This is a genomic window from Microbacterium sp., assembly GCF_052102115.1.
Lineage (GTDB): Bacteria > Actinomycetota > Actinomycetes > Actinomycetales > Microbacteriaceae > Microbacterium.
On record NZ_JBQDVP010000007.1, the window covers coordinates 1 to 16,889 of the forward strand.

19 protein-coding genes are annotated in these 16,889 nt (G+C 68.0%); all 19 read left to right on the forward strand.

Annotated elements, in window-relative coordinates; translation table 11 throughout:
• Positions 1-171 precede the first annotated feature (171 nt).
• A complete protein-coding gene (gene rhuM / locus ACTICP_RS03810) occupies positions 172-429 on the forward strand; it encodes a RhuM family protein (RefSeq protein WP_441889667.1) in 258 nt (85 codons plus the stop codon).
• A complete protein-coding gene (locus ACTICP_RS03815; protein WP_441889669.1) occupies positions 416-817 on the forward strand; it encodes a type II toxin-antitoxin system death-on-curing family toxin in 402 nt (133 codons plus the stop codon). The genes rhuM and ACTICP_RS03815 overlap by 14 nt, the downstream gene beginning before the upstream one ends.
• A 10-nt stretch (positions 818-827) precedes the next feature.
• Positions 828-1,907 carry a histidinol-phosphate transaminase gene (locus ACTICP_RS03820; protein WP_441889671.1) on the forward strand — a complete coding sequence of 360 codons (1,080 nt, stop codon included), beginning with the start codon at positions 828-830 and terminating at the stop codon, positions 1,905-1,907.
• Positions 1,908-1,937: 30 nt separating this feature from the next.
• Positions 1,938-3,083 carry a thiamine pyrophosphate-dependent dehydrogenase E1 component subunit alpha gene (locus ACTICP_RS03825; RefSeq protein WP_441889673.1) on the forward strand — a complete coding sequence of 382 codons (1,146 nt, stop codon included), beginning with the start codon at positions 1,938-1,940 and terminating at the stop codon, positions 3,081-3,083.
• Entirely contained in the window at positions 3,080-4,060 is a 981-nt protein-coding gene (locus ACTICP_RS03830; RefSeq protein WP_441889675.1) for an alpha-ketoacid dehydrogenase subunit beta, read from the forward strand. The genes ACTICP_RS03825 and ACTICP_RS03830 overlap by 4 nt, the downstream gene beginning before the upstream one ends.
• 117 nt (positions 4,061-4,177) lie before the next feature.
• Positions 4,178-5,521: a dihydrolipoamide acetyltransferase family protein gene (locus ACTICP_RS03835; RefSeq protein WP_441889677.1), complete on the forward strand. Its 1,344-nt coding sequence runs from the start codon at positions 4,178-4,180 to the stop codon at positions 5,519-5,521.
• 245 nt (positions 5,522-5,766) lie between these two features.
• Entirely contained in the window at positions 5,767-6,813 is a 1,047-nt protein-coding gene (locus ACTICP_RS03840) for a metal ABC transporter solute-binding protein, Zn/Mn family (RefSeq protein WP_441889679.1), read from the forward strand.
• The gene (locus tag ACTICP_RS03845) at positions 6,810-7,634 is read left to right on the forward strand and encodes a metal ABC transporter ATP-binding protein (RefSeq protein WP_441889681.1); all 825 of its coding nucleotides are present in this window, start codon (positions 6,810-6,812) and stop codon (positions 7,632-7,634) included. The genes ACTICP_RS03840 and ACTICP_RS03845 overlap by 4 nt, the downstream gene beginning before the upstream one ends.
• Positions 7,631-8,521, forward strand: a complete 891-nt coding sequence (locus ACTICP_RS03850) for a metal ABC transporter permease (protein WP_441889684.1) — start codon at positions 7,631-7,633, stop codon at positions 8,519-8,521. The genes ACTICP_RS03845 and ACTICP_RS03850 overlap by 4 nt, the downstream gene beginning before the upstream one ends.
• 10 nt (positions 8,522-8,531) lie before the next feature.
• Positions 8,532-8,942: a Fur family transcriptional regulator gene (locus tag ACTICP_RS03855; protein ID WP_441889686.1), complete on the forward strand. Its 411-nt coding sequence runs from the start codon at positions 8,532-8,534 to the stop codon at positions 8,940-8,942.
• On the forward strand, positions 8,939-9,985 hold the full coding sequence (locus ACTICP_RS03860; RefSeq protein WP_441889688.1) for a permease: 1,047 nt from the start codon (positions 8,939-8,941) through the stop codon (positions 9,983-9,985). The genes ACTICP_RS03855 and ACTICP_RS03860 overlap by 4 nt, the downstream gene beginning before the upstream one ends.
• Positions 9,978-10,772 (forward strand): TIGR03943 family putative permease subunit, encoded by a 795-nt coding sequence (locus ACTICP_RS03865; RefSeq protein WP_441889690.1) that lies wholly within the window; start codon positions 9,978-9,980, stop codon positions 10,770-10,772. The genes ACTICP_RS03860 and ACTICP_RS03865 overlap by 8 nt, the downstream gene beginning before the upstream one ends.
• The gene (locus tag ACTICP_RS03870) at positions 10,762-12,549 is read left to right on the forward strand and encodes an Ig-like domain-containing protein (protein WP_441889692.1); all 1,788 of its coding nucleotides are present in this window, start codon (positions 10,762-10,764) and stop codon (positions 12,547-12,549) included. The genes ACTICP_RS03865 and ACTICP_RS03870 overlap by 11 nt, the downstream gene beginning before the upstream one ends.
• Positions 12,549-13,205 (forward strand): DNA-3-methyladenine glycosylase, encoded by a 657-nt coding sequence (locus tag ACTICP_RS03875; RefSeq protein WP_441889694.1) that lies wholly within the window; start codon positions 12,549-12,551, stop codon positions 13,203-13,205. Before ACTICP_RS03870 ends, ACTICP_RS03875 begins: the two co-directional genes overlap by 1 nt.
• A 134-nt stretch (positions 13,206-13,339) precedes the next feature.
• Positions 13,340-13,576: a 50S ribosomal protein L28 gene (gene rpmB / locus ACTICP_RS03880; RefSeq protein WP_179409668.1), complete on the forward strand. Its 237-nt coding sequence runs from the start codon at positions 13,340-13,342 to the stop codon at positions 13,574-13,576.
• Entirely contained in the window at positions 13,576-13,746 is a 171-nt protein-coding gene (rpmG, locus tag ACTICP_RS03885; protein WP_298041383.1) for a 50S ribosomal protein L33, read from the forward strand. The genes rpmB and rpmG overlap by 1 nt, the downstream gene beginning before the upstream one ends.
• A 3-nt stretch (positions 13,747-13,749) precedes the next feature.
• Entirely contained in the window at positions 13,750-14,055 is a 306-nt protein-coding gene (rpsN, locus tag ACTICP_RS03890; protein ID WP_441889696.1) for a 30S ribosomal protein S14, read from the forward strand.
• Positions 14,056-14,426: 371 nt separating this feature from the next.
• On the forward strand, positions 14,427-14,714 hold the full coding sequence (locus tag ACTICP_RS03895) for an HU family DNA-binding protein (protein ID WP_194420988.1): 288 nt from the start codon (positions 14,427-14,429) through the stop codon (positions 14,712-14,714).
• Between the two features lie 181 nt (positions 14,715-14,895).
• Entirely contained in the window at positions 14,896-16,878 is a 1,983-nt protein-coding gene (locus ACTICP_RS03900) for a cytochrome c oxidase assembly protein (protein WP_441889842.1), read from the forward strand.
• Positions 16,879-16,889 lie beyond the last annotated feature (11 nt).

Genomic DNA, 16,889 nt, shown 5'->3' on the forward strand with positions numbered 1-16,889 from the left:
CATTCAGTCTCGCACGATCGCCTCGCCCATGGCAGTTGTCGCAAAATTTGCGACAACTGGATGGAGGCGGCTGCGCGATGTCAGTGGCAGCCATCAGCGTGATGCTATGAACCCCGAGCAGCCGTCGCAGGTCGCTTTGTACACGGCCCCGATGGTGAGACGACTCTGGAGGTGCGCACCGATGCTGAGACGGTGTGGCTGACGCGGCAACAGCTTGCTGCGCTTTTCGGGCGTGACGTGAAGACCATCGGTAAGCATGTGAGCAATGCCCTGAAGGAGGAACTCGCGGACATTCCAACTGTCGCAAAATTTGCGACAGTTGGAATCGAAGGTGATCGCCGAGTAGAACGCCAGGTTGAGCACTACAACCTCGACATGATTCTGTCGGTCGGCTACCGAGTGAAGTCGACAGACGTTGACCCTCGATGAGGCGCGCGCGGTCATCGCTCAGGTGCGGGATGATTTCGAGTCGGACACTCTGTTCGGACAAGAACGTGGAGACGCGCTGGCAGGAGTTGTCGGTGCGATCTATCAAGGCTTCGCCGGGCATGAGTTATACCCCGGTGTTGAAGAGAAGGCAGCCAACCTGCTGTATCTCGTGGTCAAGGACCACCCTCTCTCCGACGGCAATAAGCGCAGCGGCGCTGCGCTGTTCGTCACGTTCCTCAGTCGCAACGGTCTTCTTGAGGGCTCGAACGGCGTGGTCGTCAACAACAATGCGCTCGCCGCAATCACCTTGCTCGTGGCGATGAGCGATCCGAAGGAGAAAGACCTCATGATCGCCCTGATCACGCGCATGATCGCGGAGGGTGCTTAGACTCGGACTCGTGACCGAGCCGATCCTTCCCCGCATTCGCCCCGAGATCGCCGCGCTGGCGCCGTACCGGCAGGGCAAGCAGGCGGGCCCCGACGCGTTCAAGCTCTCCAGCAACGAGAATCCGTTCGCGCCCCTGCCCTCGGTGCTCGAGGCGCTGCAGGGCACGACGCCGATCAATCGCTATCCGGATGCCTCGGCCACCCGCCTGCGCGAACGCCTCGCCACCCGTTACGGGGTCGGTCTCGCCGAGGTGCACGTCGCCAGCGGCAGCGTCGCCATCCTGTACCAGCTCGTGCAGGCCGCGGCATCCGTCGGCGACGAGGTGATCTACGCCTGGCGCTCCTTCGAGGCCTACCCGGGGCTCGTGCTCGTCTCCGGCGCGACCGGCATCCAGGTGCCGCTGGCGCCCGATGGTCGCCACGACCTCGACGCAATGGCGGATGCCGTCACCGACCGCACCCGCGCGATCATCGTGTGCACGCCGAACAACCCCACCGGCCCGATCGTCACGAGCGCGGAGTTCGCCGCGTTCGTAGACCGCGTCCCCGCAGACATGCTCATCATTCTCGATGAGGCATATGCCGAGTTCGTGACCGCCGCCGACGCTGTCGATGGCCTGGGCGAGCGGATCTTCGAGAAGCATCCGAACGTCGTCGTGCTGCGCACCTTCTCGAAGGCGTACGGCCTCGCCGGCCTCCGCGTCGGCTATGCCATCGGGCACGCGCAGGTGCTCAACGGCGCGCGCGCCACCGGCATCCCACTGTCGGTGACGTCGGCCGCGGAGGTCGCGGCGATCGCGAGCCTCGAAGCCGAGGACGAACTGCTGCAGCGCGTCGCTGTGATCGTCGAGCGCCGCACGAGGCTGGGAGACGGCCTGCGGGCCCAGGGTTGGGCCGTGCCGGACAGCCAATCGAACTTCGTCTGGCTGCCGACGGGCGACCGCACCGACGAGATCGCCCAGGTGTTCCACGCCGCCGACATCGTCGTACGACCGTTCTCGGGTGACGGCATGCGCATATCCGTCGGAGAGCATGAATCCGTGGATAAGGTCCTACGGGTCGCACAATCCGTTGTGGCACCCCTCCAGTGAATGACGGCTTGAAGCGGATAGCGTAGAACGGTGACCTCGTCAGAGACCGAATTCGTCCGCGTCCTGGAGGCGGACGGCCGTTACGCGCCGAACGCTGCCGCCGAGCAGTATCTGCCGCTGATCGAAGCGATCAGCGATGCGGAGCTCGAACAGTTCTATCGCGACATGGTCGTCATCCGCGCCATCGACAACCAGGCGACCAACCTGCAGCGCCAGGGGCAGCTCGCGCTCTGGCCCCCGAGCCTCGGACAGGAGGCCGCGCAGGTCGGCTCGGCCCGAGCCGCTCGCGCCCAGGACACGCTCTTCCCGTCGTATCGCGAGCACGCCGTGACGCACATCCGCGGCGTCGATCCGCTGGGGATCATCAAGCTCATGCGCGGCGTCTCGCACGGTGGCTGGGACCCGATCGACCCGGCCAACGGCAACACCCGCCTCTACACGCTCGTGCTCGGCTCGCAGACGCTGCACGCCACGGGCTACGCCATGGGCCTCACCCTCGACGGACGATCCGGCACTGGCGACCCCGACCACGATGAGGCCGTGATCGTCTACTACGGCGACGGAGCCTCCAGTCAGGGAGATGTGCACGAGGCCATGGTCTTCGCCGCCAGCTACCAGGCCCCCACGGTGTTCTTCCTGCAGAACAACCAGTGGGCGATCTCGGTGCCCGTCTCGACCCAGGCGCGTGCGCCGTTCGCCCAGCGGAGCAGTGGATACGGCATCCCGAGCGTCCGCGTCGATGGCAACGACGTGCTCGCCAGCTACGCGGTCTCGAAGGTCGCGCTCGACGAGGCGCGCTCGGGCCAGGGCCCCCGCGCGATCGAGGCGGAGACGTACCGGGTCGGCGCGCACACCACCAGCGACGACCCGACGAAGTACCGCACCAGCGACGAGGAGCAGTCCTGGGAGCAGCGCGACCCGATCACGCGCATGCGCGCGTTCCTCGAAGGCAGAGGCGCTGCCGGTTCTTTCTTCGACGAGGTGGATGCCGAGGGCGCAGCCGCCGCCGACGACCTGCGCGTACGCACCCTCGAACTCGGGCCCCCGCCGGCGAGCAAGCTCTTCGACCACGTCTACAGCGACCCGCACCCGCTGATGGACGAGCAGCGCGCGTGGCGCGAACAGTACGAGGCATCGTTCGGCCCCGCATCCGGCAGTCAGGGAGGACAGGCATGACGCTCGAGACGATGCCGTTCGCGAAGGCACTGAACGCCGGGCTGCGAAAGGCCATGGAAAACGACCAGAAGGTCCTGCTCATGGGCGAGGACATCGGCAAGCTCGGAGGCGTGTTCCGCATCACCGAGCACCTCGAGCGCGATTTCGGCGACAAGCGCGTGCTGGACACGCCGCTGGCGGAGTCCGGGATCGTCGGGACGGCGATCGGCCTGGCGATGGCGGGGTTCCGACCGGTCTGCGAGATCCAGTTTGACGGGTTCGTCTTCCCGGCGTTCGATCAGATCACCTCGCAGCTGGCGAAGATCACGAACCGGCACGAGGGCGCGGTGTCGATGCCGATCGTGATCCGCATCCCGTACGGCGGGCACATCGGGGCGATCGAGCACCACCAGGAGAGCCCGGAGGCGTACTTCGCGCACACCCCTGGTCTGCGGGTGGTGTCGCCGTCGACGCCGAACGACGCGTACTGGATGATCCAGGAGGCGATCGGATCTAACGACCCCGTGATCTTCTTGGAGCCCAAGAGCAAGTACTGGCAGAAGGGCGAGGTCGAGTTCGACCAATCCGCCGCACCGCTGCACGCCTCGCGCGTCGTGCGCACCGGCACCGACATCACGCTCGTCGGGCACGGTGCGATGGTCACCACGCTGCTGCAGGCCGCCGCGCTCGCCGAGAACGAGGGGACGAGTTGCGAGGTCGTCGACGTGAGGTCGCTGTCGCCGGTCGAGTACGGGCCGATTCTCGATTCGGTTCGCAAGACCGGTCGGATGGTCTACGCGCAGGAGGCTCCTGCGCACGTCAGTGTCGGCAGCGAGATCGCCGCGACCGTCATGGAGCGGGCGTTCTACGCGTTGGAGGCCCCGGTCCTTCGGGTGTCGGGCTACGACGCGCCGTTCCCCCCGGCGAAGCTCGAGGGAACGTTCCTGCCCGATGCCGACCGCATCCTCGACGCTGTCGACCGATCGATGGCCTACTGATTACCGGGTGGTCGAGCGAATGAACCCAGCGGGTCGTTGAGCGAATGAAGCGAGACGAAACGCATTGAGCGAGCGCAGCGAGTCGAAATGACTCGCCCGAGCGAAGGGCACCACACAATGAGCACGCAGAACTTCAACCTCCCCGACGTCGGCGAGGGCCTGACCGAGGCCGAGATCGTCACCTGGAAGGTCGCCCCCGGCGACACCGTGGCGATCAACGACGTGATCTGCGAGATCGAGACGGCCAAGTCGCTCGTCGAGCTGCCCTCCCCGCACGCGGGCGTCGTCGGCGACCTGCTGGTGAGCGAGGGGACGACCGTCGAGGTCGGATCGCCGATCATCACCTTCGAATCGGATGCCGCAGCCCCCGCCGCAGCGACGCCCGCGGCCCCCGCAGCCGAGGAGGCCGGGGGAGCCGTGCTCGTCGGCTACGGAACCGGCGCCGGTGCGACGTCGCGACGCAGTCGCCCGGCCGTGCGCCCGGTGCGCTCTTCGGTCGGCGTGATCGCGAAGCCGCCGATCCGCAAGCTCGCCCGTGATCTCGGCGTCGACCTGTCGTCGGTGACCCCGAGCGGCGGCGACGGCGAGGTCACCCGCGACGACGTCATGAAGCACGCCTCGCAGGCGAGCGTTTTCCGCAACATCGAGACGCCGGAGTGGGGTGCGGTGCGCGAGGAGATCGTGCCGGCACCGGCAAGCGCACCGGTCGGTCTCGCACGGGGTATCGCACCCACGCCGCGGCAGACCGGGGCGGATGCTGAGCGCACGGAGTCGATCCCGGTCAAGGGCGTCCGCAAGGTCAGTGCGTCGGCGATGGTGCAGAGCGCGTACTCGGCCCCGCACGTCACTGTCTGGAAAGAGGTCGACGCGACGCGCACGATGGAGCTCGTCAAGCGCCTCAAGTCGTCGCCGGACTACGCCGACATCAAGGTCTCCCCACTGCTCATCGTCGCCCGCGCGGTGATCTGGGCCGTGCGCCGCAACCCGATGGTCAACGCTGCCTGGGTCGAGACCGACGACGGCGCCGAGATCGCCGTGCGCCACTACGTCAACCTCGGCATCGCCGCGGCGACCCCGCGCGGGCTGCTCGTTCCGAACATCAAGGACGCGCAGGAACTCAGCATGAAAGACCTCGCCCGCGCCCTGAACCGCCTCACCCTCACGGCGCGCGACGGCAAGACGCCGCCGGCGGATCAGCAGGGCGGAACGTTCACGATCACCAACATCGGCGTATTCGGGATGGATGCCGGAACTCCGATCATCAACCCGGGCGAAGCGGGCATCCTGGCGATGGGCACGATCAGCCAGAAGCCGTGGGTCGTCGATGGCGAGGTGCGCCCGCGATACGTCACCACGGTCGCCGGGTCGTTCGACCACCGCGTCATCGACGGCGACGGCATGAGCCGCTTCATCGCCGACGTCGCCTCGATCCTCGAAGAGCCCGCACTGCTCGTCGACTGAGGTTCGGGTGACGCTGCTTTCGACTCGTCGCTTCGCTCCTCGCTCAAGCCGTTTCGGCTCGCTGCGCTCGCTCAACGCCCCGCGCATCCGCTCGCTTCGCTCGCTCAACGACCGCACCTGACCGGTCGTTGAGCGAAGGGCGAAGCCCGAAGTCGAAACGGGCTGAGCGAGCGCAGCGAGTCGAAGCCGAGATCACCCGACCGCTCAGCGTGAGAATGGTTATCATTAGCGTGTATTATCGGAGCATGCAGAAACTCCGTGCCGCAGCGCTCCTGACCGCATCCGCCTTCGTGCTCGCCGGGTGCGCGTCGACAGCCGGCGCAGACAGTGACGGCGGCGATGACGGACTCATCCAGGTCACGGCATCCACGAACATCTACGGCTCGCTCGCCGAGCAGATCGGTGGCGACCGGGTCGAGGTAACCACGATCATCGATTCGGCCACGCAGGATCCGCACTCCTACGAGGCCACCGCGCGCGACCGGCTCGCGGTGCAGGACGTCGACCTCGTCATCGAGAACGGCGGCGGCTATGACGCGTTCATCGACACGCTGCTCGACGGCTCTGACGCGCATGTCCTCACGGCGGCGGAGTTCTCGCACGACTTCCCCGGCAACGAGGGCCATGAGCATGAAGACGGCGAGGATGCCGAAACCCACGACCACACCGACGACGAAGCCCACGCCGAGGAAGGCAGCGCCGACGATGAAGAGCACGACCACGACCACGAAGGCGAAGAGGGCCACGAAGGTCACGACCACATCGAGGGATTCAACGAGCACGTCTGGTTCGACCCGCACACGATGATCCACGTCGTCGAGGGCATCGCTGACGAGCTCGGAGAGATCGACCCCGACGGCGCCGCCGACTTCACTGCCGCCGCCGACGAGATCATCGCCGACCTCGAAGAGGCCGAAGCCGAGCTTGAGACCATCAAGACTGAGGCAGACGGCGCCGGTTTCTTCATGACCGAACCGCTGCCCGGCTACATCGCCGCAGCCGCCGGCCTCACCGATCTCACCCCTGAAGGCTTCGCCGAGGCAGTCGAGGAGGGCACCGATGTTGCCCCGGCCACACTCCTCGACGCGCTCGATGTCATCGAGAGCGGGGACGCCGCCGTGCTGCTGACCAACGCGCAGACCGGCGGTGCCGAAACCGAACGTGTCGAAGAGGCGGCAGAGGCCGCCGGCATCCCTGTCGTAGCGTTCACCGAGCTCCTTGCGGACGGATCGTCGTACTCTGAATGGATGCACGACGCGATTCAGAACCTCGCTGACGCACTCGGTTCGTGAGTGCGGGCGGCGCCGCGCGCCCTCCCGTCCTCGAAATCGGCGGTGCCGCGCTCCGGCGCGGTGAGCACGAGCTGTGGTCCGGCCTGGACCTCGACGTCGAGCCCGGCGAGTTCATCGCGGTGCTCGGCCCATCGGGGTCGGGCAAGACCACGCTGCTGCGAGCCATCCTCGGCCTGCAGCCGCTCAGTGCCGGCAGCATCCGGGTCGCAGGTCAGCCCGTCCGGCGCGGTAATCCGCGGATCGGGTACATCCCGCAGCAGCGCCCCCTGCCGCCCGACACGAGCATGCGCGCTCGCGACGTCGTCGCCCTCGGCGTGAGCGGCACCCGCTTCGGGCTCCCGATCCCGCGCCGCGGCGACCGCGCCCGCGTGGACGCACTGCTCGAGGGAGTCGGGGCATCGGACTTCGCCGATCGCCGGGTCGGCATGCTGTCCGGCGGCGAGCAGCAGCGGCTGCGCGTCGGTCAGGCGCTGGCCGATGAGCCGACCCTGCTGCTGTGCGATGAGCCGTTGTCGAACCTCGACCTCGCCAACCAGCTCGGGGTGACCGAGATCATCGACCGGCAGCGTCGCGAGCGCGACGCCGCGGTGCTGTTCGTCACGCACGACATCAACCCGATCCTCGGCCGGGTCGACCGCATCCTGTACATCGCTGGCGGCCGATTCGTGCTCGGCACGCCCGACGAGGTGCTGCAGAGCCGGGTGCTCACCGATCTGTACGGCACGCCGGTGTTCGTGCTGCGCGCCGGCGACCGGCTGGTCGTCGTCGGCGCTCCGGATGCTGTGCCGCACCACGATCATGACGACGAGGACATCGCATGATCGTCCCCCTGTTCGACTGGAGCGACGTGTTCTCCTTCCAGGACTACGGCGCGCTCGTCGCGCTGCTGTCGAACTCGATCATCGCCGGGGCCGTGCTCGGCATCGTGGGCGGCCTCGTCGGCGTCTTCGTGATGCAGCGCGATCTGGCCTTCGCCGTGCACGGGGTGAGCGAGCTCTCCTTCGCCGGAGCGGCCGCCGCCCTGCTGTTCGGCGGAAGTGTCGTCGTCGGCTCCCTCGGCGGAGCGCTGGTCGCGGCGATCCTCATCGGCATCCTCGGCTCGAAGGCGCGCGATCGCAACTCGATCGTCGGCGTGCTCATGCCATTCGGCCTGGGCCTGGGCATCCTGTTCCTGTCGCTCTACGACGGGCGCAGCGCGAACCGCTTCAGCCTGCTCACCGGGCAGATCGTGTCGGTCTCCAGCCCCGATCTCGGCTGGCTGATCGGCATCAGCGTGGTCGTCCTGATCGGACTGCTGCTGATGTGGAACCCGCTGCGCTTCGACTCGCTCGACGCCGTCGCGGCATCCGCTCGCGGCATCCCGACCCGGTTCGTGAGCCTGGCGTTCATGGTGCTGCTCGGCCTTATCGTCGCCGTCAGCGTCCACATCATCGGCGCGCTGCTCATCATGGCACTGCTGGTGACGCCGGCGGCCGCCGCGATGCGGCTGACGGCGGGCCCGCTCGCGGTGCCGCTGCTGGCCGCGCTGTTCGGTTTCGTCTCGGCGGTCGGCGGAATCCTGCTCGCGCTCGCCGGCACCCTGCCGGTGAGCCCGTACATCACAACGATCTCGTTCCTCATCTACGTCGGATGCTGGGTTACGCAGCGCATACGGGGACGGGTGCGGCGGACCGCGGCTCCCAGGCCCGACACACCGCTTGCGGCCTAGAATCTAGGGCATGGCTCAACGGAACACTTGGCAGCGCGAACGTGTGCGCGATGCGCTCGCCGACGCGCGCGGTTTCGTGAGCGCGCAGACCCTGCACGCCACCCTCCGCGACGAGAAGACCGGTATCGGTCTCGCCACGGTCTACCGCGCCCTGTCGGGGCTGGCGGCATCCGGCGACGCCGACTCGCTGCAGAGCCCCGAGGGCGAGGCGCTGTACCGCGCCTGCACCACCGAGGGGCACCACCACCACCTGATCTGCCGCTCCTGCGGGCTGACCGTCGAGATCGAGGCGAAGGACGTCGAGGCCTGGGCTCACCGCACCGCCGCCCTGCACGGCTTCAGCGCGGCCGAGCACGTCGTCGACATCTTCGGCCTGTGCACTCCGTGCACCAACCGACGCGCCGCCGAAGGGGACGCGTGAGCACGGCGACTGCGACGCATCGCCCGTCCGCAGGCTCTGGGCACGGCGCGCCGCCGCCGCGCCGCCGTTCGCCGTGGATCGGCGTCGGGATCGGTGTCGTCGTCATCGCCGTGCTGTTCCTCATCGACCGGTTCGCGCCGGCGCTGTTCACAGACGGACTGCCCACCCGCGCGCAGGACGGGCTCACGCTCGCGCTGAGCGTGCTCATCGAAGCTCTGCCGTTCGTCGTCCTCGGCGTCGTGCTCTCGATCGTCGTGCAGGTGTGGCTGCCCCCGGATCTCATCCACCGCTGGTTGCCGAAGGCCGGCTGGGCGCGTCGCGCGGTGCTGTCGCTGCTCGGCATGCTGATCCCCGTCTGCGAGTGCGGCAACGTCCCCTTCGCCCGCGGCCTGATGATGCGCGGCCTCGCACCCGCCGAGGCGATGACCTTCCTCGTCGCGGCCCCGATCGTGAACCCGATCGTGATCATCACTACGCACGCCGCCTTCGGCTTCGACGGCGGCATCCTCATCGCCCGCCTCGTCGGCGGATATCTGATCGCCAACCTCATCGGCTGGATCTACAGCCGCCACCCTGACCCCGACGCCATGCTCACCCGGCAGTTCACCGCGACGTGCGAGCGGGTCACGCACGAGCACGGCACCCCGGCCCGCCGCAGCCTCACGCAGTTCATCATCGAGCTGCGGGCGGTCATGCCGGCGCTGGTGATCGGTTCGGCGCTCGCCGGAGCCGTGCAGGTGCTCGTGCCGCGCGACATGCTCCTGGCGATCGGTTCGAATCCCGTCCTGTCGATCGTGGCGATGATGGCGCTGGCGATGACGGTCGCGATCTGCTCCAACGTCGACGCGTTCTTCGCGTTGTCGTTCGCATCGACGTTCTCGTCGGGCGCGCTGATCGCCTTCCTGCTGGTGGGCCCGCTCGTCGACATCAAGATGCTCGCGCTGCTGCGCACCACGTTCACCGCCCGCACCCTGGTCGGCATCGTCGCCGTGGTGCTGGCGAGCGCTTTCGCGATCGGGATCGGGGTGAACGTCTTTGGCTGAGTCGCACACCACGTCGCTCTGGTCCGCTGTCGGCACGCGGTGGCTCGGCGTCGGCCTCGCCACGCTGATCGCCGTCGTCACCATCGGCCTGGGCATCACCGGGCAACTCACGCTGTTCATCAGCCCCGAGTCGATCTGGTTCGCCTGCGCCGGAGCCGTCGTCGTGCTCGCCGGTGCGATCTGGTCGTTCACGCTGCCGCTGGGCGCGGAATCCGATCATGGCCACGATCATGCGCCGGCGGAGGATGCTGAGGACGCCCCTCGACGCACCCTCACCGCGGTCGGCTCGATCTCGGCCGGCGTTGTCGCGACCGGTGTCGTCGCGGCCGCGCTCGTGCTGCCGCCGGCGTCGCTGTCGGTCGAGCTCGCGATGTCGCGAACGGATGCCGCGGGCTCGGGCACCCTGTTCGCCGGTGCAGACACCCCCACGCTCGGGGTCGCCGACACGACGACGTTCGGGATCGGCGAGTGGTCGAGCGTGTTCGCGACCGCATCGCGCCCGGAGGCGTACGACGGGGCACCCGTCACCCTGGTCGGGTTCGTGACGCCGGGAGAATCGGATGCTGTCAACCTCACCCGCATGATCATCACCCACTGCGTGATCGATGCGCAGCCCGCTGCGGTTCCGGTCGCGATGGATGCCGGAGAGTTCGGGGCTGACGTGACCAGCACCGGGCAGTGGATCGAGGTCACCGGTACGGTCACGGCGGATGACGACGGCTCGCTGCGCGTGCTGCCGACCTCGGTCGTCGCGGTCGACGAGCCCGGGGACCCGTATGAGTACTGAGGACCACGGTGCGGGTGAGCAGCCACCGCGCACCCGGGCAGAGGCCCGCGCAGCGCGCGAGGCCGCAGAGCGTGAAGCCGCAGAGCGTGAGCCCGCTGAGCGCGAGCCCGCTAAGGAGCCTCCCCGCGGGTCGTTGAGCGAGGAGCGCAGCGACGAGACGAAACGGGTTGAGCGAGCGCCAGCGAGTCGAAACCCCGAGCCGACACCCCCCGAGATCCCGCGTGCGCCGGAGGGGGAGCGGCTTCGACTCCCTCCGGTCGCTCAGCCCGTTTCGTCTGCGGCTGCTGCGCAGCCTCCGCTCAACGACCACGACGACGCTCCCGATCCCACCCGCGGGTCGTTGAGCGAGGAGCGCAGCGACGAGACGAAACGGGTTGAGCGAGCCGAAGGCGAGTCGAAGCCACCAGCCCCGAAGAACCGCCGCTTCCTGTACACGATCCTCGCGGTCGTCGGTGTTCTCGTGGTCGTGGTGGCCGGGCTCAGCGTGGTCAGCCTCTTCCAGGGCCCTCGCGTATCCGAGGTGCAGGTCGATGCCGCCGAGGCCATCCAGGTCTCGGGAAGCCGCGTCATCCTCACGGCGAATCAGTCCCTGCAGGAGATCGACGAGTCGCAGGTCTCCGTCGAACCCGCCGCGCCGTTCACCATCGACGCCGCCGGCCGCAACGTCGGCATCCGCTTCACCGTCCCCCTCGACGACGCGACCGATTACACGGTCCGCGTCGCGGGTGTCACCGGCGAAGGCGGCGGTCCGACGTCCGATCTGTCGACGACCTTCACGACACCGGCATCCGAGATCTTCCTGCTGAATCGCACGGACGACGACGATTCGATCTTCCGCACCGACCTCAGCGGAGAGAAGGCCGTTCCCGTCTTCGCGCACCCGCGCATCAACGACTACCGTTCGACGTCGACCTCGCTGGTCGTCGCGGTCGAGGATGACGATGGTTCCCGCATCCTCGTCATGGATCACGAGGGTGAGAATGTGCGCGAGCTCCCCCTCCCCGGCGACGGGTTCGTCAGTTCTGTACAGGTGTCCGAGCGCGGCGGGCTGGTCGGCTACACCTATTCGGACAAGAAGATCACTGAGGACAGCGGGCGCGCCAGCGTGCTCGTGACCCAGCTGCTCAGCGGCGAGGGTGAGCCGCAGATCATCGAAGTGGGCGGAGAAGAGGCGAGTATCGCCGAGTGGCAGTTCGTGCCCGACTCGGCTGCCGTGCTGTTCATCGACTTCGACGGTGCGCTGTCGTTGGATGATCGATCCGGCGACGCCGGTGCGCAGAGCATGGGACTCGCGGCACGGCTTCTCGGCGTCTCGCGCGGAACGTACACCGCCGTCGTCGAGCGGGCCGATCAGACGATCGTCGAGCTGAATCTGGCCGACGGGGCCGAGACGCCGCTGGCGGCATCCGACCCCGACTTCGGCCCGGCGACGGAGATCACGCCTTTCCCCGGTGGCACGCTGCGCCACGTCGTTGCTCGGGATGCGGGGGGCCTGCCCACCGGTCAGGCGACCATCCGCGTCGACGACGAGGGTGTCGCAGAGCCGCTGCTCGAGGTCGAATCCGGCAATGCGATCCTGCAGGCGTGCGCGTCGCCGAGCGGACAGTACGCGGCTGTCACTGTCGCCCCGAACCTCGCCGACAACGCCTACGACAACCTGCTCGTGCCGCTGCCGAAGACGCTCGAGACGCACCTGTTCGATCTGCGGAGCGGCGAGGAGCTCGTCGCACTCACCGGGTTCGACGCGTCGTGGTGTCAGATGGCGCCGTCGTTCTGATGAAGCGGGCCGTCAGGGCCGACCTCGAGGCTCTGCCCCTCGAAGTGGCGCCGCGGCTCCTCGGAGCCCAACTGCGCACCGTCGTCGATGGCACCGAGGTGCGGCTGCGCATCACCGAGACTGAGGCGTATCACGGCCAGGGCACCGGCGACGTTCCCGACCCCGGCTCGCACGCGCGGATGGGGCGCACCGCTCGCAACGCCACGATGTGGGGCGAGCCGGGTCATCTGTACGTGTACCTCAGCCACGGCATCCATTCGTGCGTGAACGTCGTGTGCGGGCCGGCAGGTACGGCCGGCGGTGTGCTGCTGCGCGCCGGTGAGGTTATCGACGGAGCGGATGCTGCGGCATCCCGCTCGGGTCGCGCCGGGCGCGACCTCGCTCGCGGACCGGGACGATTCGGGCAGGTGTCCGGGCTGCGGCATCCGCTGCATGACGGCATCGACGCCATTGCCGGATCAGAGTGGAACGGCGCGCGCGCCGAGCTGTGGTGGGGCACCGAAGAGGTCGTTGTCGTCTCCGGTCCGCGGGTCGGTGTCGCGGGGATTGCAGGGACGGATGCCTTCCCCTGGCGCTTCTGGATCGAGGGCGACCCGACGGTGTCGGCGTTCCGCTGGGGACGCGGTGCTGCTGACGCCCAGGCCGTGCTAAACTGACTCCTTGTCTGCGCACACTCCTGTGCGCAGTTCGTGTGCTGCTCGGTCCTTGAGTCTGACTTCGGGGCTGCGGCGCGCAGACAAGGGATCTTGGGTGAGGCCGTCCGGTCTCACGGTAATGAAGGAGTAATCACATGGCAGCAGTGTGCCAGGTGACTGGAGCAGTTCCCGGCTTCGGTCACAACATCTCGCACTCGCACCGCCGGACGAAGCGCCGCTTCGACCCGAACGTGCAGAAGAAGACCTACTACGTGCCCTCGCTCGGTCGTAAGGTCACCCTGAACGTGTCCGCCAAGGGCATCAAGGTGATCGACGCGCGCGGCATCGAGAAGGTCGTCGCGGACCTCCAGGCGAAGGGTGTGAAGCTCTAATGGCCAAGAAGGCTCAGGACGTACGTCCGATCATCAAGCTCCGTTCGACGGCGGGCACCGGTTACACCTACGTGACCAAGAAGAACCGTCGCAACACCCCCGACCGCATCGTGCTCAAGAAGTACGACCCGGTAGTCCGCAAGCACGTCGAATTCCGAGAGGAGCGTTGATCCATGGCTAAGAAGAGCAAGATCGCTCGCAACGAGCAGCGCAAGGTCATCGTCGAGCGCTACGCCGAGCGTCGCGCCGAGCTGAAGAAGACGCTCGTCGACCCGAACGCTACCGATGAGGCCCGCGAGGCCGCCCGCGTCGGCCTGCAGAAGCTTCCGCGCAACGCGTCGCCGGTGCGCGTGCGTTCGCGTGACGCCATCGACGGTCGCCCCCGTGGCATGCTGACCAAGTTCGGCGTCTCGCGCGTGCGCTTCCGCGACATGGCCCACCGCGGCGAACTGCCCGGTGTGACCAAGTCGAGCTGGTAAGCATCGCTTGAAAGGGGCGAGGATCTTCGGATCCTCGCCCCTTTTCGTGTGCCCGGGGCGTGCGCCCGCCGCGGCCTCGGGCGGAGTTCTCGCGCTGGGGAGGAGTTCTGGCGCAGCATCCTCCTCCCCACGCTGTGTTCTCCTCCCCAGCGGGTGAGCGACAACATCCGCAAGAGCGCGCGGCACACGCCCATTCCTGTGACTGGAGTGACTGATGTGACTCGACACGCCCAATAAAACCCCAAAACCCGCGAAATGACGCGGAAAAACAGGTGTCGGTTGGTACATTCGAGGCGGTCGATCGACCAACGGGCGGCATCCGTCACCCGAACCACGAATTATGCGACGTGAACCCGTCGCTGGAGGATGACATGGCTGACAAGTCCATCACCAAGACCGAGCTCGTCGCGAGCATCGCTTCCGCCACCGGCCAGAGCCAGGCCACCGTCTCGGGCGTCCTCGACTCGCTCTTCGGCACGGTGTCCGACGCAGTTGCCAAGGGCAGCAAGGTCTCGATCCCGGGCTGGATCTCGTTCGAGCAGGTCGACACCGCCGCCCGCACGGGCCGCAACCCGCAGACCGGCGCCGAGATCAAGATCCCGGCCGGCAAGCGCGTCAAGGTGACCGCTGGCTCCAAGCTCAAGGCTGCCGTCAAGTAAGACCGCTTCCTTTCACGAAGGCCGTCCCGCGAGGGGCGGCCTTCGTGGTGCCAGGGGCTGGTTTCTGCGCCCGGTGAGAACCGGGACCGCGCGAGCTTAGGCTTGAGGGGTGAATCTCTCCGGCCCCGCGCGCGACACCACCCGCACCGCGCGCGAGGCGACGCCAGCGACGCCCGGCACGATGCCGGCATCGTCGTACCGGGCCGCCGGCATCCTGATCCTGGCGACAACCGCGGCGATCGCGCTCGTCGCCTCTCTCGTGTTCGGGGGCGGCGCAGCGCCTCTGCTTGTGGGCGACCCGGGCGACTTCGTCCGCTGGAGCATCCCGATCGCGCGGCTGGTGAACAACCTCAGCGCCGCCGTCATGATCGGCCCGATGGTGTTGGCTCTGTTCGCCCTCCGCGCGGGCGAGAAGCCGTTCGACGTCGCGATGGATACGGCATCCATTGGCGCCGCTCTGTTCACGGTGTCATCCGCGGCCACCGGATTTCTGACGTTCCTCGGCGCATTCAACCCGCAGGTCAGCCTCGGCGAGCAGTTCGGCACCGATCTCGGCCGCTTCCTGCTCGCCCTCCCGCTCGGCCAGGCCTGGCTCATCACCACGATCATGGGCGCGGTCGTCACGATCCTCGCCTTCGCCTGGCGCAGCTGGACGCCCACTCTCCTCACGGCGATCATCGCCGTAGCCGCTCTCCTGCCGATGGCGCAGCAGGGGCACTCGGGCGAGCTCGCCGGACACGTCACCGCAGTGAACTCGATCCTGCTGCACACCGTCGGGGCCGCCGTCTGGCTCGGCGGGCTCGTGCTGCTGGTCATCCTGCACTTCATGAAGGGCGTTGATCCGCAGGCGCTCGTGCGCCGCTACTCGAGCATCGCGATCGCCGCGTTCTTCGTCGTCGCCGTCTCGGGCGTCGTGCGCTCGACGGTGGGGCTGGGCAGCTGGGAAGGGCTCTGGTCGCCCTACGGCCTCATCATCATCGCCAAGGCCGTGCTGCTCGGCGGCATGGGCCTTTTCGGCGCCTGGTACCGCACGCGGCTCATCCCGCGTCTGGACGGGGCGCGCGCGTCGAATTGGTTCTGGATGCTGGTGCTCGGCGAAGTCGCGCTGATGGGGCTCGCCTCCGGCGCCGCCGCAGCCCTCGCCCGCACACCGCCGCCGGTCGGGGAGACGGCCGCCGTGCGCCAGACGCCCGCCGAGATCCTCACCCGCTCGCCGCTGCCGCCCGAGTTCACGATCGACAAGTGGTTCACGGGGTGGGACTACGACATCCTCTGGGCGGTGGCCGCCGCATTCGGCGCTTTCCTCTACCTCGCCGCCGTCTGGCGCCTGCACCGGCGCGGTGACCGCTGGCCGATCCACCGCACCGTGTTCTGGATGCTGGGCCTGCTGCTGCTGGTCTGGGTCACCTGCGGGCCGCTGAACATGTACCAGGAGTACCTGTTCAGCGTGCACATGCTGGGCCACATGATCCTGTCGATGGCGATACCGCTGCTGCTCGTCTCCGCGGCGCCGATCACGCTCGCGCTGCGCAGCATCCACAAGCGCGACGACGGCACGCGCGGCGGGCGCGAGTGGATCCTGTGGGCCGTCCAATCGCCGTTCTCTCGGGTCGTCACCCACCCGTTCGTCGCGGCCGGGATCTTCGTGGTCTCGCTGTGGGCGTTCTACTTCACCGACCTCGTCCGGTGGGCGATGTACGAGCACCTCGGGCACGAGTGGATGGTGATCCACTTCCTCATCTCGGGCTACCTGTTCGTGATGAGCCTGGTCGGCATCGACCCCGTGCCGTACCGGCTGCCCTACCCGGGGCGTCTGATCACCCTCATCGCCGTCATGGCCATGCATGCGTTCTTCGGCCTGGCGATCATGATGCAGGAGGGGCTCATGGTCGCCGAGTGGTTCGGGGCGATGGGCCGCACCTGGGGTCCGACGCCGATGGAGGATCAGTACATCGGCGGCGGCATCGCCTGGTCGGTCGGCGAGATCCCGACGCTCATCCTCGCGATCACGGTCGCCATCCAGTGGAGCCGCGACGACACGAAGGTGCAGCGCCGCACCGACCGCAACGCCGACCGAACCGGCGATGCGGAGCTCGAGGAGTACAACGCGAAGCTCGCGAAGATGGCAGAACGCGACAAGCGCGAAGCGGCGCGCGGCCGCTGAGGGGCGCAGGC